Below are 16,085 nucleotides of genomic sequence, written 5' to 3'. Positions count from 1 at the left end.
GACAGGTGCGCTGAGCACCGAGAGGTGCGGTGAGAACGCGCCCCTCGGTGCTGCGCGCATCCACCGGTGCTGGCCGCACCCGTCGATGCGAGAAGCACCCGACTGGGGCACGCCGTCGGCCATGCGAGCGTCGTGAACCACGCTCCCGAACCGGTCTCGCCGTGCTGTTCGCCCGGTTTCGCTCCTGTTTTCGCCCGGTCTCGGCGAGAGGGAGGGGACGGCGGGGTCAGGCGGGGGTGACGCCGAGGGGGCGGCCGGCCAGGCCTCGGGAGCGATGGGACAGCTTCTGCGCCACCGCGGCCAGCTCCTGGGCGGCGGGGGCGTCCGCGGGCGCATGACCGGCGTCGCCGATGGTCGCGGGCACGCCGGCGTCCGAGCCCTCGCGCAGCTTGATGTCCAGCGGCAGCTGGGCGAGCAGCGGCACGTCGTAGCCCAGGGTCTCGGTCAGGGAGCCGGCCACGGCCTGCCCGCCGCCGGAGCCGAAGATCTCCAGCCGGGAGCCATCGGGCTGCGTCAGGTAGGACATGTTCTCGATGACGCCCACCACACGCTGCTTGGTCTGGGAGGCGATGAGGCCCGTGCGCTCGGCCACCTCCGCCGCCGCCTGCTGGGGCGTGGTGACCACGAGGATCTCCGCGTTCGGCAGCAGCTGCGCCACGGAGATCGTCACATCCCCGGTGCCGGGGGGAAGGTCGAGGAGGAGGACGTCGAGGTCCCCCCAGAACACATCGGAGAGGAACTGCTGGACCGCCCGGTGCAGCATGGGGCCGCGCCACACCACGGGCTGCTTGTCATCGACGAACATGCCGATGGAGATGAGCTTCACGCCATGCGCGATGGGCGGGACGATCATGCCGTCGAGCTGGGTGGGCACCTGCTCCGAGCCGAGCATCCGGGGGATGGAGAAGCCGTAGATGTCGGCGTCGACGACCCCGACGCTCAGGCCCTGCGCGGCCATCGCGGCGGCGAGGTTGGCCGTCACCGAGGACTTGCCGACGCCGCCCTTGCCGGAGGTGACGGCGTAGACGCGGGTGAGCGAGCCGGGCTGGGTGAAGGGGATGACGGGCTCGGCCGCGCCGCCGCGCAGCTGGGAGCGCAGGGCGGCCCGCTGCTCGTCGGTCATGACGCCCAGGCTCACGCGCACATCGGTGACGCCCTCGACGGCGCCGACCTCCCGCGTGGTGTCCGCCGTGATCGTGTCCTTGAGCGGGCAGCCGGCCACGGTGAGGAGCACGTGGACGCTCACGACGCCGTCGGGCGAGATCTCGAGGGAGTCCACCATTCCGAGTTCGGTGATGGGACGGCGGATCTCCGGGTCGTTGACGCGGGCGAGCGCCTCGCGGACGGCCTCTTCAGTGGGCATCGACATAGCCTCATCCTACGGGCTCGCACCCCAGGCGCCAGTTCGGGGCCAGCGGTGTCAGATCGTGCTCGCCCCGGCGCCTGGCGCTGCGGGCGCGGCTGGCGCTGCGGGCTCATCGCCCTCGGCGTGCTCGTCGTCGCCGAGCTCGGAGATCTCCTCGCGGATGGCGCGCTCCTCGGCGAGGATCTCGGAGAGCATGTCCCGCAGCTCGCCGCGCACGAAGTCACGGGTGGCGACGTCGTTCATCGCCAGGCGCAGCGCCGCGATCTCCCGGGTGAGGTACTCGGTGTCCTCCAGGTTGCGCTCGGCGCGCTGGCGGTCCTGCTCGGCGGTGACGCGGTCGCGGTCGTCCTGGCGGTTCTGCGCCAGCATGATGAGGGGGGCCGAGTAGGAGGCCTGGGTGGAGAAGGCCAGGTTGAGCAGGATGAAGGGGTAGGGGTCCCAGGCATTCGACACGCTGGCCAGAGCGACGTTCGCCATGATCCAGGTGGCGACGAAGACCGTCATGTACAGGACGAACCTCGGCGAGCCCATGAAGCGGGCGGTGGCCTCGGCGAAGCGCCCGAAGGCGTCGGAGCGGGAGGAGCGGCGGGGGCGCAGCCGGCGCGTCCAGCGGGAGCGCCCCTGGTCCAAGGGCTGGTCGAGCTGCTCAGGCATTGGCGCTCCTCTCGATGATCTCGTCGGTGACGGCGTCGTCGGCCTCGCGCCAGTCATCGGGCATGAGGTGGTCGAGGACGTCGTCGACGCTCACCGCGCCCACGAGGCGCCCGGCCTCATCGCATACCGGCATGGCCGTGAGATTGTACGTGGCCAGCAGGCGCGTGATCGTGCCGATGGAGTCGGTGGGGCCCACGGCGCCCAGGTCCTTGTCCAGGATGCGCCCGACCATCTGCTGGGGGCGCTCGCGCAGGGCCCGCTGGAGGTGGACCATGCCCAGGTACATGCCCGTCGGGCTCTCCAGGGGCGGGCGGCACACGAAGGCCACTGCCGCCAGCGCGGGAGGAACCTCCGCCTTGCGGGCCTGGGCCAGCAGCGTGGCAACGGAGGCCTCGGGCGGCAGGATGATCGGCTCGGTCGTCATGAGGCCACCGGCGGTGTACTCGTCGTAGCGCATGAGGCGGCGCACGTCGGCGGCGTCGTCGGGCTGCATGAGCTCGAGGAGCTCGTCGGCCTTGAGTTGGGGGAGCTCGGCGACGAGGTCGGCGGCGTCGTCGGGCTGCATGGCCTCCAGGACGTCCGCGGCGCGCGCCGACTCCAGAGCGGACAGGAGGGCGACGGCATCGTCATCGCCCAGCTCCTCAACGGCATCGGCGAGGCGGTCATCGGGCAGCTCGCGCGCCACCTCGACGCGGCGGGCGTGGGGGAGGTCGCGCAGCGCCTCGGCCAGGTCCGCGGGCTTGAGGTCCTCCAGGGTGGCCAGGAGCGCGGTCACGCCCTGCTGCTCCATGCCGCCGGCCAGGCCCGTGACCTCGTCGGGGCGGACCGTGGTGGTCTCCCCGCGCCGCAGGCCCAGGGGCCCCGAGGAGGCGCGCTGGACGAACAGGCGGGTGACCTTCCAGTCCATGCCGGCGTCGCGCTCGATGGCCACGTCGCGGATCTCGACGGTGCCTGTGCCGTCCTTGAGGGTGACGACGCGGTCGAGGAGCTCGCCGACGACGAGGGTCTCCACCTTGCGCTGCTCGAACCGGCGCATGTTGACCACGCCCGTGGTGATGACCGCGCCCGGCTCGATCGCCGTGATGCGCGACAGCGGCAGGAAGACGCGGCGCCGCCCGGGCACCTCGATGACGCAGCCCACCGCGCGGGGCTCGCCGCCCAGTTGGATGAGGACGACGACGTCGTGGACACGGCCGACGGGATCCCCGAGGGGATCGAAGACGGTCGTGCCGACGAGTCGGGCCACGAAGACCCTGCTTGTGCTGCGCGTCCTGGAGTTCTCCACAGGCACAGCCTAGCGGTGCCGGGGTTGGACGGCCCTGGAAGGGCGGAGAAGGGGCGCGGGAAGAGAACTGTGCCGGCCTGCCCTGCCTCTACTGATGGCTCCGCAGGAAGCGTTAGTAGCCGACGGTGAAGATGATGGCGGCAACGCAAAACCCATGCCCCACAGCGTCCCGGCCAACCGTCCCAGAAGTCATGACATCCGGGACTCCCAGAAGTCATGAGAGATCACAGGTGGGTAAGGGTACGAAGTCGGCATCAAAGCGACGAACTCGGCGGCGGGCCCGGCATCGCGCGCGGCACCGGCCCGGTATTCCCGCGGGGCCGCGTTGCCGCTGAGAGCGGATCGCCCTGCGCGCCTGCCGTCCTGGGCTCGGCCTGTCGGCGGCAGTCATGGGACGATGGGGCCATGAGCATGCAGATGGGTCCTGTCATGACCGCCGGCCGCGGGGGCGCGCTGCCCACCGGGGAGGAGATCGCCTCCTTCGCCACCTACGCGCAGGCGCAGCACGCCGTCGATTCGCTGTCGGATGGGGGATTCCCCGTCCAGCTGCTGTCGATCGTCGGCACGGATCTGCGGCAGGTCGAGCGCATCACCGGCCGCATGAGCTGGGGGAGGGCCGTGGCCAGTGGCGCCGGCTCCGGGCTGTGGATCGGCGTGTTCTTCGCCCTCATGATGAGCTTCATCGGCAGCGCGACGACGGCGCCGATGCTCATCGGAGCCGTGCTGCTGGGCGTCGTGTGGGGGATCCTCTTCCAGGTGGTCGGCTACGGGCTCACGCGCGGGCGGCGGGACTTCACCTCCATCAGCCAGGTTGTGGCCTCGCGCTACTCGATCCTCGCCTCGGACCGCGCCCAGGAGGCCGCCCGGGCGCTGTCCGACGCGCCGGGCAACCTGAGCCGGGGCGGACAGGCCGCGCGCCGTGCCGAGGAGCGACGCCGTGCCCGCGCCGAGTCCGGCGATGGCCCCACGGCCTTCGGCTCGCGCCCGGACGAGCAGCCGCGTTTCGGCGTGCGTGTCCAGCCGGGCACTGATGCCTCTGCCGCGGGTGGTGCAGCCGGCGCGGGTGGCACGGGTGGCGCAGTCGGTACAGGAATGGACGCCTCTGCCGCTGTCCCGGGTTACGGCAGTGCCCTCGGGACTCCCGGAGTCTCCGGAGCCGCTGGCGCTCCTGGGGCTTTCGGCGCTCCAGCCACCACCGGCGCGCCCGGAACCCCTGGTACCGCCGAGGGCTCTGAGAAGTCCGGCCAGGACGAGCCCCCGGTGCCCGAGGACTACGACCCCTACCTGCGCCGCTGAGCGACCGCGCCGGCCCAAGCCGCGGGCGGCCCGGCCCGCCTGTGCCGACATCAGCGCCGTCGCCAACCGCCGTCGCGCCCGGCCCGACCCGCCTGCCTCAGCAGTAGGCGGGCTCGTGCTCGAGGTGGGAGACGGGCTCGATCTGGAAGGTCGAGTGCTGGATCCGCACCGGGAAGTGCTCGGCCGCGCACTCCTGGAGGCGGTCGAGGATCATCGCGGCGTGCCCGTCGCGCAGGCACTCGTCGCGCACCACCACATGCGCGGTGAGCACGGGCAGCCCCGAGGCCACCGTCCAGGCGTGCAGGTCGTGGACCGCCTCGACGTGCTCGACGGAGGACATATGCGCCCGCACCTGCGCGAGATCGAGGTCCTCGGGAGTGAAGTCCATGAGATGGCGCATCGCCTGGCGCAGGAGCACCGCCGCCCTGGGCACGATGAGCGCCACGATGACGAGGGAGGCCACGGCGTCGGCCCGGTTCCAGCCCGTGAGCGCCACGACGACGGCCGCGACGATCACCCCGACGGACCCAAGCGCGTCCCCCAGGACTTCCAGGAACGCGGCCCGCATATTGAGGCTCTGCCCGCGCCCGCCCGCCAGCACCAGCAGGGCGACGATGTTCGCGACCAGGCCGATGACGCCCATCGCCGCCATCCCATGGGCCTCCACCGGGGGAGCTGTGATGAGGTGGCGCACCGCCTGGACGGCCACGACCACACCGACGACGCCCAGCATCCCCGCCTGGAGCGCGGCCCCGAGGACCTCCGCGCGGCGGAGCCCCCACGTGCTGCGGTCCGTGGCCGGGCGGGTGGACAGGTGCGCCGCCGTCAGCGCCATGACGAGCCCCGCGGAATCAGTGAGCATGTGGCCCGCGTCGGCAAGGAGGGCGAGCGATCCGGTGAACACGGAGATGATCGCCTCGGCGACGAGGACGAGCGAGGTCAGGGCCAGCGCGATGGCCAGGCGCCGCCGCGAGGAGCCCGCCGTGTGGTCATGCGTGTGCGCGTGCCCGTGGGAGTGGCCGCGTCCGTGGGGGTCTGGGACGGCGCGGGCGCCGGGGTGCTGCGAGGAGGTCACAACCCGATATTATCAAAAGTGTTTTATGAATCAAGGGCTTAGGGGAACCTAAGGAGGTGGGCGGTATCGTGGGCGTATGCGCACGGGGCACGTCATCTACTGGGTACAGGATCTCGACGCCGCGGTCCGGGAGTTCCGCCAGCGGGGCTTCGCCGTCGAGTACGGGAGCGCGAGAAAACCGAGGAACGCACTCGTCTACTTCTCCGAGGGCCCCTACTTGGAACTCCTCGTGCGCACGCTCCCGAGGCCGCTCCTGCGCCTCATATCGGCGGTCCCCACGGCCAGCGGCCGGGCGATCAGGCGCTTCGTCGCTTGGGAGGACGGGCCTCAGGGGCTGTGCGCCGTCTGCTTGGAGGGCGAGGATGAGGAGTTCGACGAGGTCGTCGAACTCCTCGGCGCCCGCGGGATGCGAGTGGCGCCCACACGGGTCGACACCCACGGCCGCCACCTCCACTACCGCGCCTTCTTCCCCGAGGACCTCGGGCTCCCCTTCTTCATGACCCATTTCTCCGAGGACCCGCGCCCACGGGACTTCACCCACCCCAACGGCATCCGCGCCATCGCCCGCGTCGAGCTCCCCCTGGAGGACGGCGCCCGGGTGCGCATCGCCGGCCTCTGCGACGACGGCGTCCTCGCCGTCGTGCGAGCGCCCGGGGACATACGGGTCATCTTCGACAATGGCAGCGAGTTCAGCGGGGACCGGCTGGAGCGGACCCTGCCCGACTGAAGCCGCGCTGGCCTGGCCGATTCGCGCCCGGCCCCGCCCATCGTGCCGAGTGGGGCGCGGGGCGGGGCCAGCGGAGCGCGTTAGGCGATGAGACCGCTCACCCAGGCCTCGACCTCCTCGACCGTGCGCGGGATCCCCGCCGTCAGCCGCTCGACGCTCCCATCGGGGCGCACGACGACGTCGTCCTCGATACGGATCCCGATGCCGCGCAGCTCGGCGGGGGCCAGCAGGTCGTCGGCGCGGAAGTACAGGCCCGGCTCGATGGTGAAGACCATGCCCGGCTCCAGGACGGCGTCCATGCTCATCTCGCGGCGGGCCTGCGCGCAGTCGTGGACGTCGAGGCCCAGGTGGTGGCTCGTGCCGTGCACCATCCAGCGGCGGTGGTACTGGCCATCCGGCCCCAGGGAGTCGGCCGCGGTCACGCCCTCGGGCAGCAGGCCCCACTCCTCCAGGCGGGCGGCGATGACCTCCATCGCGGCGCTGTGGACGTCCTTGAAGCGGCAGCCCGGCTCGTTCGCACGGGCGAAGGCGGCGTCGGCGGCGTCGAGAACCGCCTGGTAGACGCGGCGCTGCGGCTCGGTGAACACGCCGTCGACGGGGATCGTGCGGGTGACATCCGCGGTGTAGAGCGAGTCGATCTCCACGCCGGCGTCCACGAGCACGAGCTCGCCGGGGCGCACGGCGCCGTCGTTGTTGATCCAGTGCAGGGTGTTGGCGTGGTCGCCGGCCGCGGCGATCGTGTCGTAGCCCAGGCCGTTGCCCTCCTCGCGGGCGATCGCGGCGAAGGCGCCCTCGAGCACCCGCTCGCCGCGCCAATGGCCCACCGCGCGCGGGATGGAGCGGATGAGATCGTCGAAGCCGGCCTTCGTGGCGTCGACGGCGGCCTGCATCTGGGCGATCTCCCACTCGTCCTTGCGCAGGCGCAGCTCGCTCGCGGCCTCCAGAAGGCGGTCGTCCACCTCGCTCGCCGCCTGCCCACTGGCGAGCCCCGCGGCCTGGCGGGTGGAGTCCACCAGGGCGGTGATGGCCTCGTCCGCCTGGGCGATGACGCGCAGCTGGACGCCGTCGGCACCAGCGTCCTTGGCCAGGGCATCGCCGAGGGAATCGATATGGGCGCAGCGGATGCCGGTGACGGCCTCGACCTCCTCGATGGAGGGGCGCGCGCCCACCCACAGCTCCCCGTAGCGGGGGTTGGCGTAGAACTCCTGGGAGGTCCGCGAGGCGCGGGGCCGGAAGTACAGGACGCCCTCATGCGTGGGCGCTCCCTCAGGGGCGGGGGCGCCAGCGGGGGTGAGGGGCTCCAGGACGAGCACGGCGTCGGGCTCGAAGTCGGTGCCGGTGCCCGCCAGGTGCGAGAAGGCCGAGTGTGGGCGGAAGCGGTAGTCGCAGTCGTTGTTGCGGACCTTGAGGGGGCCGGCGGGGATGACGAGGCGCTCGCCGGGGAACTGAGCGCCCAGGGCCGCGCGGCGGGCGGCGGCCCAGTCGGCCGCCTCGCTCCGGGGCGGGAGCTCGGCGGGGCGCGGCCCCCAGCCCGAGCCGATGAAGTCGCGGAAGGCCTGGTTGGTGGGCTGGCGGGAGCGGTTGTTGCCGCGCTGGGCGAGGGACTGCGGGGCGGCGGCGCTCGCGGCGGGAGCGCTCGCGGAGGCCTTGGAGGTGGCGGGGGTCGCGGGCTGCTGGGGGCTGGCTTCGGCGGGGGACTGGCTCATGGGGGCATCCTCCCACCGCGGCCCGGCGCTCGCCCAGCCCCGGGAGGAAGGGCCCTCCCGGCCGGTGAGCGGAGCATGGGCCCAGGCCTCCCGGCTCAGGCCTCGGTGTCGTCGTCGGGGAAACGCACACCGATCTGCGCGCGGGCCTCGGCCAGGACCTCGATCGCCGTCACCGAGGAGGCCACGGGGTGGAGGTCCGAGCCGCGCGCGCCTGCGCGGACGAGCCGGCAGACCTCTGCCAGGAGCGGGCCCATGACCTCGCCCGAGCGGGTGACGGACAGATCCTCGCGCGCCTCCGTGTCCGAGCCCGGGGCGGTGACGAGGCTGATGCGCTCGGGCCACTGGCAGTGGTCGAGGAGCAGCGCGCTGGACTCCCCGGCGATCTGGCTGCCCAGGGCGTTCGCCGAGGTCTTGGAGTGCAGGCAGGCGACCTCCAGGCCCGCGTGCTCGCCGGAGTCGTAGGAGAGGACGACGGTGCCGTGGGAGTCGACGCCGGAGTCCAGCAGCTGGGCTGTGGCGGTGACGCGGTCCGGGCGGCCCAGGAAGTGAATGGCCAGGCTCACCGGGTAGATGCCGAGGTCCATGAGCGAGCCGCCGCCGCGCGCCGGGTCGAAGGCCGGGGGCAGCTCACCGGCGCGGTAGGCGGTCATCCGGGAGGAGAACTGCTCGCGCACCAGCGTGGCGCGGCGCAGCGCCCCGAGCCGGGGGAGGGCGGCACGGATGGCGGCGGTGCCCGGCTCGAAGGCGGTCTGCCAGGCCTCCATGAGGAAGCCGCCCGTGCGCTCGGCGGTGGCCGCCATGGCACGGGCCTGCGCGGGGGTGAGCGCGAAGGGCTTCTCCACGAGCACGCCGTACCCGGCCTCCAGGGCCGCGATCGTCTGGGAGGCGTGCAGGGAGTTGGGCGAGCCGATGTAGATGACGTCGACCGGGTCGGCGGAGCCCGGTGTGTGGGCGGCGAGCATCTCCTCCAGCGTGGCGTGGGTGCGGGGGACGCCGTGCTTGGCGGCGTAGGCGGCGGCGCGCTCGGGACGGGCCGAGGTGACGGCGACGATCTCGGCCGCGGGCTCGGCGGCCACGGCCTGCGCGAACCAGGTGGCGATGAACCCCGCGCCGACGACGCCGAAGCGCACCGGGCGCTCAGGGGTGGGGCTCCTGTGCGCGCCAGTGGGGGCGTTGAGGCGGGATGTGCCGGGGGCGACGACGTCGGGGGAGGTGCGGCTGGTGCTCGCTGGGCTCATGCCCCCAACTGTTCCACTCAGCCGGGCCCCTGTCACCGCTGGCGCGGCCGAGCGAGGCGGCCGTGCCAGCGTCGAGGCTCCATCGCATGTCAGGCAGGAGTTCCTCATGATCAGCATCATCGCCACCTTCTCCGTCCGGGCCGACGCCGTGGACCAGTTCATCGCCAGGGCCGGCGAGCTCGTCGCCTCCTCCCTCGCCGAGGAGGGCAACGTCTCCTACGAGCTCCTCCAGTCCCGCCAGGACCCCACCGTCCTCACCTTCCTCGAGGGCTGGGCCGACGACGCCGCCATCGAGGCCCACAACGCCTCGCCCCACTTCACCACCCTCGTCCCCGCGCTCGTCGAGCTGTGCGACGCCGAGCCGTCAATCACCCAGTACGAGGCCGTCTGAGCGGCAGGCGCGCTCCGCTCCCGCGCCGCCCGCCTAGACTTGGCCGGTGCGCATCGACCCCCATACCCACTCCGCCTGCTCCGACGGCACGGACACCCCGGCGGAGCTCATGCAGGCAGCCGCAGCGGCGGGCCTCGACGTCGTCGGCCTGACCGACCACGACACCACCTCCGGCTGGGCCGAGGCCGCGGCCGCCGTCGACGACACGGGCGTGGCCCTCCTTCGCGGCACGGAGATCTCCTGCGCCGCGAACGGCGTCACCCTCCACCTGCTCGCCTACCTCTTCGACCCCGAGAACGCGGCCCTCGCCGAGGCCTTCGCCCACGCCCGCGACTCCCGGTCCACCCGCGCCCAGCGCATGGTCGAGCGCATCGCCGTCGACTACCCCATCACCTGGGAGGACGTGCTCGCCCAGTCCGCCGGGCACACGATCGGCCGGCCCCATATCGCCGACGCGCTCGTCGCCGCCGGCTCGTTCGCCAACCGCGACGCCGCCTTCGCCGGCCCGCTGGCCGTCTCCAGCCCCTACTACGTGCGCTACTGGGCGCTCGACCCCGTCGAGGCCTGCGCCCTCGTGCGCGCCGCCGGGGGCGTGCCGGTCGCCGCCCACCCCCGGGCCTCGAAGCGCCAGCGCCGGCTTGTTCCCGACGAGACTTTCGCCGCCATGGCCGAGGCCGGGCTCGCCGCCCTCGAGGTCGACCACCGCGACCACGGCCCCGCCGACCGACTCGCCGCGCAGCGCCTCGCCGAGAGCCTCGGCCTGGGAGTCTCAGGATCCTCCGACTACCACGGGGCCGGGAAGCCCAACCGCCTCGGGGAGAACCTCATGCCCCCCGAGCTCCTCGAGAGGATCGTGGACGAGGGGGCGCTCCCGCTCATCGTCCCGGAGGGCCACCAGTGATGGACGCCGTCTTCAATCCCGCCATCTTCCTCGCCTCTTTCACGACGATCCTCGTCATCCAGGACCCGCTCGGCGCCGTCCCCATCTTCCTGTCGCTCACCCGCCGCCAGGGCCCCTCCGAGCGGCGCGCCTCCGCCCGCCAGGCAACGCTGCTCAGCTTCGGCGTCATCCTCGCCTTCGCCATCTTCGGGCGCTACATCCTGGGGCTCCTGGGGATCTCAGTGGCCGCGCTCCAGGTCTCCGGCGGGCTCCTCCTGCTGCTCGTCGCACTGGAGCTGCTCACCGAGCACTCCCACAGCGCCTCCGAGACCGAGCCAGCTGATTCCCACGTCGCCCTTGTCCCCCTGGGCACTCCGCTGCTCGCGGGCCCGGGTGCGATCGTCGCGGCCATGGTCGCCGTCGAGTCCGCGCCCGTCCCCACGGCGGGCTGGGTCTCCGTCACTCTGGCGATCATCGCCGTCCACGTCATCACCTGGCTGTCCCTGCGCTTCTCGCTCACCCTTCACCGGGTGCTGGGCGAGGCGATGATCCTCGTGCTCACCCGCGTCATGGGGCTCCTTCTCGCCGCGATCGCCGTCCAGATGATCGGCGACGGCGTCACCGCCTACATCAGCGAGCACTTCTGAGCCCGAGTGGCGCGCGGCCCGGGGATCAGCCCTGGTCCGGGTCTCAGTCCTGGTCGCCTGAGCCGGTCGGCTTGCCGCCGCGGGTGCGCTTGCGGTTCCTCTTGCGGCGGGGCGCCTCGCCGTCGGCCTCCCGCCGGGACGACTGACGGCGCTCGCCGCCCTGGCCCCCGCGGGAGCGCGAGCCGCGACCATCACGGCCCCTGGCGCCGCCGCGACCACTTCGGCCGCCACGGCCGTCGCGACGGGCGCCCCGGCCATCACGGCCGCCGTGCTTGCCGGTCTCGCCCAGGTCCTCGATCTCCTCGGCGTCCAGGCCGGCCAGCGTCCGCTTGGAGCGCGGCAGCGTGCCCGTGGTGCCCTCAGGGATCGACAGGTCGGAGTACAGGTGCTCGCTCGTGTGGTAGGTCTCGATGGGCTCGGTCTCCGGCATCCCCAGGCCCTTGGCGATGAGGCGCCAGCGGGGGGTGTCGTCCCAGTCCACGAAGGTCACGGCCGTGCCCGCGTTCCCGGCGCGGCCCGTGCGCCCGATGCGGTGGACGTAGATCTTCTCGTCCTCGGGGCACTGGTAGTTGATGACGTGGGTGACGTCGTCGACGTCGATGCCGCGCGCGGCCACATCGGTGGCCACGAGCACGTCCACCTTGCCGTTGCGGAAGGCGCGCAGGGCCTGCTCGCGCGCCCCCTGGCCGAGGTCGCCGTGCAGCGCGCCGGTGGCGAAGCCGCGCGAGGCCAGGTCGTCGGCCACCCGGGCCGCCGTGCGCTTGGTCCGCGCGAAGATGATCGTGCGGCCCCGGCCCTCGGCCTGGAGGATCCGGGCGACGACCTCCACCTTGTTCAGGGCGTGCGTGCGGTAGACGACCTGCGCCACGGACTTGACCGTCATCGACTCGTCGCCGGGGTCCTGGGCGCGGATGTGGGTCGGCTGGGTCATGTAGCGGCGGGCCAGGGCGACGACGGCGCCCGGCATCGTGGCGCTGAACAGCATCGTCTGGCGGTCGGGGCGGGTGCGGGCCAGGATCTTCTCCACGTCGGGCAGGAAGCCCAGGTCCAGCATCTCGTCGGCCTCGTCGAGCACGACGGTGGTCACGTGGGTGAGGTCGAGGACGGCGCGGTCCATGAGGTCGATGAGGCGCCCGGGGGTGCCCACGACGATCTCGGCGCCCTTCTCCAGGGCCTCGATCTGCGGCTCGTAGGCGCGACCGCCGTAGACCTGGACGATGCGCACCGTGCGCTTGGCGGCGGCCTGCTCCAGCTCGACGGCGACCTGCTTGGCCAGCTCGCGGGTGGGCAGGACGATGAGCGCCTGGGGGCTGCCGGAGGCGGGGTCCTCGTCCCAGCCGTCCTCGCCCGGGCCCAGGGTGTCCATGAGCAGCGGGATGCCGAAGCCCAGGGTCTTGCCGGTGCCGGTCTTGGCCTGGCCGATGATGTCGTTGCCCTCCAGGGCCACCGGGAGGGTGAGGGCCTGGATGGGGAAGGGGTGGATGATGCCCTTGGAGGCCAGGGCCTCGCAGATCTCCGGCTCGACGCCGAAGTCCGCGAAGGACTTGATGCTGAGGTCCACCTGGGCGCCCTCGTCGGTGATGTCGGGGGTGGCCTCGTCCAGGACGGGGGCGTGGGCTCCCGCGGTCTCGATGAGGCCCGAGGCGGGGGCCTCGGGGGCACTCCCGGCGCTGGGCGCGCTCGCGGCTGAGGCGGCCGAGTCAGCCGAGGCGGGGGTGGTGATGTCGGGGTTCTCGTCGGTCACGACGTTCCTTATGGATGAGTGCCGCGGCCTCGGGCGCGCGGGCGAGGCAGGGGCTCCTGCGCTGGCCAGGCGGGCTCGGCGCGGCCCGGGCCGGAGGGGCCCACTGCCGCGCGCGCGGTCGTGTATGTGGCAGCCGATCGTGAATCATGTCCCGCTCAGGGCGCGGCTCGCGAGCCGGCGGGACCAGGCTGCTGGACGACCGGGCAACCGTGGACGCTCGCAGACTACCGGTCATCCTCCCTCCCAGCGCCTGCCCGGCCTCGATTGCCCCCGGTAGGTGGGGCACATCACGCGGGCGCCGCCACAGCCGCTCGCCCCGCCGACCCAGACAAGCCGGTCACGACGGTCAGCGCCGTCAACCCGGCCACGGGCGCGGGGCCTTCGCTCTACGCTTTGCCCATGAGCCCTTCCGTTCCTGACCCAGCCCTCTCCCAGGCGCCCCAGCCCCCTGCCGCCAGCGGACCCGACGCCTTCACCGCCGCCGTGCTCGGCGTCGTCGGCTACAGCTGCTCCGTGGCCTGCACGCGCTACGCCAAGGACGCGGACAAGGCCCCGGCGATGCCCGCGCGCGTCGAGCTGCTGCGCATGAGCGCGGCCAAGGTGCGGGCCTTCGACACGATCATCCGCATCGGCGCCGACGAGGGCATCGACGTGCTGGCCGCCGCCGAGCGCTTCCTGGGCTCCCTGGGCGACGTCGACGATCGCCTCCGGCCCCACGACTGGGCCGAGCGGCTGGTCAAGACCTACCTGTCCTTCGGGCTGCTCGTCGACTTCGGGATGGCCCTGACCGACTCGCTGCCGCCCACGGTGCGCGGCGCCGTCCTGGAGGCCCTGTCCGAGGACCGCTTCGGCGCTTTCGCCGCCGCGGAGCTCATGGCCGATCTCGACGGCGACCCCCAGCTCGCCGCCCGGCTGGGACTGTGGGGCCGCCGGGTGGCGGGGGAGGAGATCGGCGCGATCCAGCTCATGCTCGCCCGATTCCCCGAGCTCACCGGCGGCGAGCAGGGCGCCGCCCGCCTGGCCGCCGTCCTGTCCTCCGGCACGACGAGCCGGATGAAGGGCCTGGGTCTGAGGGTCTGATCCCAGGGGCGGGCCCGATGAGGCGAGCCCGACGGCGCGTGGCCGTCGGGCTCGTCCAGTATGGAGTGAGGCACGCGGCGAGACCGCGGGAGCGGCCTCAGATGCCGAAGCCGACGCGGCGCTGCTCGGCGGCCCCGAGCTCGGCGTAGGCCAGGGAGCCCGCGGGAACGAGCACCTTGCGGCCCTTGTCATCCGTGAGCACGACGTCCTTCGTGGCCGAGTCGGCCAGCGCGCCCAGGACCTCGTCATGGGAGGCGGAGGTCTCGATCTCGATCTGACGGGCGGCGTGCTTGAAGCCGAGGCTGACCTGCATGGTGACTCCTTGGAGAGCGGGGTGAGGATGGATCTCGCGCGGGCGGCCCCTGCGGGCCCCGCGGCGCTGCCCCTGATCGTAGGGCTCCGGCGCCACACGACGGCGATCGCGGGGGCTCCAGGCGCCCTCTTTTCGCGCCGCGCGGACGGGATCCCGACCCCGCCCCTTAAGCCGTACGGGTGCCTATTCATGTCAGTGGGGCGTGGTGAGATAGGCCCATGCGGATCCAGGAGGCCTCCCCGAGTACTGGCAGCGCTGAGAGCGCGGCCAGCACTGCCGGTGCCGTGAGCCCCGCGCCGCTGCGCCTCCTGCCCGCCCCCGCGCCCGAGCCCCTGCCCGAGCCGGACGAGTCCGCCCGCGCCGTCCTCGAGGCAGCCGCCAGCGGGGACAACATCGTTGTGCTCGGCGCACCGGGCACCGGCAAGACGAGCCTCGCCCTGCGGATGCTCGCAGGCGCCGTCGGGCAGGGGAGTGACGCCGTCCTCCTGGCCCCCACCCGCATCCGCGCGGACCGCCTGCGCCAGCGCGCCGCCGCGCTGCTTGGCGCTGAGGGCGGGGGAGTGGTCCGCGTCCGCACACCCGCCGCCCTCGCCCTGACCATCCTCACCGCCTCCCTCACCCAGCGCCCGGACCCGCTGCCCGCCCCGGTCCTGCTCGCCGGCGCTGAGGAGGATGCCGCGCTGGCCGCCCTCATCCACCCCGAGCAGTGGCCCGGCCTGCCGCCCGAGGCCGTCGCCTCGCGCGCCTTCCGCACCGAGCTGCGCAACCTCCTCGCCCGCGCCGGGGAGCTCGGCATCACCGCCGACGAGCTCGCCGATCTCGGCCGCGCCCTCGACGTCCCCCTGTGGGGGCCGGCCTCCGCGCTCCTGCGCACCTGGGACGCCCAGGGCCGCCCCACCGCCGAGCGCCGCGCGGACACCCGCCGCATGGACACCGCCCGCCTCCAGGACCGCGCCGCCGAAGCCCTGGCCACCTGGAACGCCGACGGCGTCGCCGTGCCCTCGCCCGTGCCCGGCCTGGTCATCGTGGACGACTACCAGGACTGCACCGCCGCCACCGCCCGGCTCCTGGCCGCCCTCACCCGCCCCGACGAGCGCGGCCACCGCGCCCAGGTCGTGGTCCTGGGGGACCCGGACGTCGCTGTCGAGACCTTCCGGGGCGGATCCCCCAGCCTCTTGTCCGCCGCCGAGGACCGCTCCGGGCTGGCCGCCCGCCGTATGAGCCTGGGCGTCCTGCACCGCGGCACCCCCGCGCTCGCGGCCCTGTGGGCCGACCAGGCCGGGCGCCTGCCCGTCACGGGATCGGCCGCCCACCGCCGTCCGAGGCTTTCCCAGGAGCCACGCGGCGCGGGCGCGCCCCAGGACGCTGCCCAGGGGACGCAAACGCCGGGCGGGGGGCCAAGCGGGATCGAGCCGCTCATCGCGTCCTCCGCCAGCCAGGAGGCCGCGCATGTGGCCCGCGTCCTGCGCGCCGAGCACATCCACCACGCCACCCCCTGGGGTGAGATGGCCGTCATCGTGCGCTCCGCCGGGCGGGCCCAGGCCGTCGCCCGTGAGCTCGGGAGGCGCGGCGTGCCCCTGGCGGCCTCCGCCCCCGCCGTCCTCCTGCGCGCCGAGCCCGCCGCGGCCGCCCTGCTGGACGCCGCCCGCGCCGCCGTCGACGGCCGTCTCGGCGCCACCGGCG

At 73.4% G+C, this 16,085-nt stretch carries 15 protein-coding genes; 7 read left to right on the top strand and 8 right to left on the bottom strand.

Going from position 1 to position 16,085, the window contains the following annotated elements; genetic code table 11:
• Positions 1-226 precede the first annotated feature (226 nt).
• Genes A1QA_RS0101440 through A1QA_RS0101430 form a run of 3 tightly spaced genes read right to left on the bottom strand, consistent with a single transcriptional unit; the run spans position 227 to position 3,305 of the window.
• Positions 227-1,369: an Mrp/NBP35 family ATP-binding protein gene (locus A1QA_RS0101440; protein WP_017177158.1), complete on the bottom strand. Its 1,143-nt coding sequence runs from the start codon at positions 1,367-1,369 to the stop codon at positions 227-229.
• A gap of 51 nt (positions 1,370-1,420) precedes the next feature.
• Positions 1,421-2,020, bottom strand: a complete 600-nt coding sequence (locus A1QA_RS0101435; RefSeq protein ID WP_017177157.1) for a DUF1003 domain-containing protein — start codon at positions 2,018-2,020, stop codon at positions 1,421-1,423.
• Entirely contained in the window at positions 2,013-3,305 is a 1,293-nt protein-coding gene (locus A1QA_RS0101430; protein ID WP_017177156.1) for a magnesium transporter MgtE N-terminal domain-containing protein, read from the bottom strand. The genes A1QA_RS0101435 and A1QA_RS0101430 overlap by 8 nt, the downstream gene beginning before the upstream one ends.
• Before the next feature lie 405 nt (positions 3,306-3,710).
• On the opposite strand from A1QA_RS0101430, the gene A1QA_RS13010 reads away from it, so the two are divergent.
• Complete coding sequence (locus A1QA_RS13010) at positions 3,711-4,601, top strand: YflT domain-containing protein (RefSeq protein WP_017177155.1); 891 nt, start codon at positions 3,711-3,713, stop codon at positions 4,599-4,601.
• Positions 4,602-4,698: 97 nt separating this feature from the next.
• Here the strand turns inward: A1QA_RS13010 and A1QA_RS0101420 are convergent, their stop codons facing one another.
• Entirely contained in the window at positions 4,699-5,676 is a 978-nt protein-coding gene (locus A1QA_RS0101420) for a cation diffusion facilitator family transporter (protein WP_017177154.1), read from the bottom strand.
• Positions 5,677-5,752: 76 nt separating this feature from the next.
• Here A1QA_RS0101420 and A1QA_RS13005 point away from each other — a divergent pair, with 76 nt between their 5' ends.
• On the top strand, positions 5,753-6,403 hold the full coding sequence (locus A1QA_RS13005; protein ID WP_017177153.1) for a VOC family protein: 651 nt from the start codon (positions 5,753-5,755) through the stop codon (positions 6,401-6,403).
• 80 nt (positions 6,404-6,483) lie between these two features.
• Here A1QA_RS13005 and A1QA_RS0101410 read toward each other — a convergent pair whose 3' ends face one another.
• Positions 6,484-8,109, bottom strand: a complete 1,626-nt coding sequence (locus A1QA_RS0101410) for an aminopeptidase P family protein (RefSeq protein WP_017177152.1) — start codon at positions 8,107-8,109, stop codon at positions 6,484-6,486.
• Positions 8,110-8,204: 95 nt separating this feature from the next.
• Positions 8,205-9,347, bottom strand: a complete 1,143-nt coding sequence (locus tag A1QA_RS0101405; protein ID WP_017177151.1) for a Gfo/Idh/MocA family protein — start codon at positions 9,345-9,347, stop codon at positions 8,205-8,207.
• 106 nt (positions 9,348-9,453) lie between these two features.
• Between A1QA_RS0101405 and A1QA_RS0101400 the strand changes: the two genes are divergently transcribed.
• Genes A1QA_RS0101400 through A1QA_RS0101390 form a run of 3 tightly spaced genes read left to right on the top strand, consistent with a single transcriptional unit; the run spans position 9,454 to position 11,265 of the window.
• The gene (locus tag A1QA_RS0101400; protein WP_017177150.1) at positions 9,454-9,738 is read left to right on the top strand and encodes a putative quinol monooxygenase; all 285 of its coding nucleotides are present in this window, start codon (positions 9,454-9,456) and stop codon (positions 9,736-9,738) included.
• 46 nt (positions 9,739-9,784) lie between these two features.
• A complete protein-coding gene (locus A1QA_RS0101395; RefSeq protein ID WP_017177149.1) occupies positions 9,785-10,639 on the top strand; it encodes a PHP domain-containing protein in 855 nt (284 codons plus the stop codon).
• Positions 10,636-11,265: a MarC family protein gene (locus tag A1QA_RS0101390; RefSeq protein WP_026048589.1), complete on the top strand. Its 630-nt coding sequence runs from the start codon at positions 10,636-10,638 to the stop codon at positions 11,263-11,265. Before A1QA_RS0101395 ends, A1QA_RS0101390 begins: the two co-directional genes overlap by 4 nt.
• A 43-nt stretch (positions 11,266-11,308) precedes the next feature.
• On the opposite strand, the gene A1QA_RS0101385 is transcribed toward A1QA_RS0101390, so the two are convergent.
• The gene (locus tag A1QA_RS0101385) at positions 11,309-13,009 is read right to left on the bottom strand and encodes a DEAD/DEAH box helicase (RefSeq protein ID WP_017177147.1); all 1,701 of its coding nucleotides are present in this window, start codon (positions 13,007-13,009) and stop codon (positions 11,309-11,311) included.
• Between the two features lie 399 nt (positions 13,010-13,408).
• On the opposite strand from A1QA_RS0101385, the gene A1QA_RS0101380 reads away from it, so the two are divergent.
• Positions 13,409-14,089 (top strand): ferritin-like fold-containing protein, encoded by a 681-nt coding sequence (locus A1QA_RS0101380; protein WP_017177146.1) that lies wholly within the window; start codon positions 13,409-13,411, stop codon positions 14,087-14,089.
• Positions 14,090-14,186: 97 nt separating this feature from the next.
• On the opposite strand, the gene A1QA_RS0101375 is transcribed toward A1QA_RS0101380, so the two are convergent.
• The gene (locus A1QA_RS0101375; protein ID WP_017177145.1) at positions 14,187-14,402 is read right to left on the bottom strand and encodes a DUF3107 domain-containing protein; all 216 of its coding nucleotides are present in this window, start codon (positions 14,400-14,402) and stop codon (positions 14,187-14,189) included.
• A gap of 218 nt (positions 14,403-14,620) precedes the next feature.
• Between A1QA_RS0101375 and A1QA_RS13000 the strand changes: the two genes are divergently transcribed.
• The coding region (locus A1QA_RS13000) for a UvrD-helicase domain-containing protein (protein WP_154652266.1) at positions 14,621-16,085 on the top strand (1,465 nt) is incomplete at its 3' end.

Origin of the sequence: Actinomyces timonensis DSM 23838, assembly GCF_000295095.1 — a bacterium.
Lineage (GTDB): Bacteria > Actinomycetota > Actinomycetes > Actinomycetales > Actinomycetaceae > Actinomyces > Actinomyces timonensis.
The sequence above is the reverse complement of the archived record's forward strand: the minus strand, read 5'-3'. Positions and strand labels throughout refer to the sequence as shown.

Coding starts and splice junctions, on each gene's coding strand:
- A1QA_RS0101380 (WP_017177146.1), top strand. CDS start 13,409: ATGAGCCCTTCCGTTCCTGACCCAGCCCTCTCCCAGGCGCCCCAGCCC.
- A1QA_RS0101405 (WP_017177151.1), bottom strand. CDS start 9,347: ATGAGCCCAGCGAGCACCAGCCGCACCTCCCCCGACGTCGTCGCCCCC.
- A1QA_RS0101375 (WP_017177145.1), bottom strand. CDS start 14,402: ATGCAGGTCAGCCTCGGCTTCAAGCACGCCGCCCGTCAGATCGAGATC.
- A1QA_RS0101410 (WP_017177152.1), bottom strand. CDS start 8,109: ATGAGCCAGTCCCCCGCCGAAGCCAGCCCCCAGCAGCCCGCGACCCCC.
- A1QA_RS13005 (WP_017177153.1), top strand. CDS start 5,753: ATGCGCACGGGGCACGTCATCTACTGGGTACAGGATCTCGACGCCGCG.
- A1QA_RS13010 (WP_017177155.1), top strand. CDS start 3,711: ATGAGCATGCAGATGGGTCCTGTCATGACCGCCGGCCGCGGGGGCGCG.
- A1QA_RS0101400 (WP_017177150.1), top strand. CDS start 9,454: ATGATCAGCATCATCGCCACCTTCTCCGTCCGGGCCGACGCCGTGGAC.
- A1QA_RS0101435 (WP_017177157.1), bottom strand. CDS start 2,020: ATGCCTGAGCAGCTCGACCAGCCCTTGGACCAGGGGCGCTCCCGCTGG.
- A1QA_RS0101440 (WP_017177158.1), bottom strand. CDS start 1,369: ATGTCGATGCCCACTGAAGAGGCCGTCCGCGAGGCGCTCGCCCGCGTC.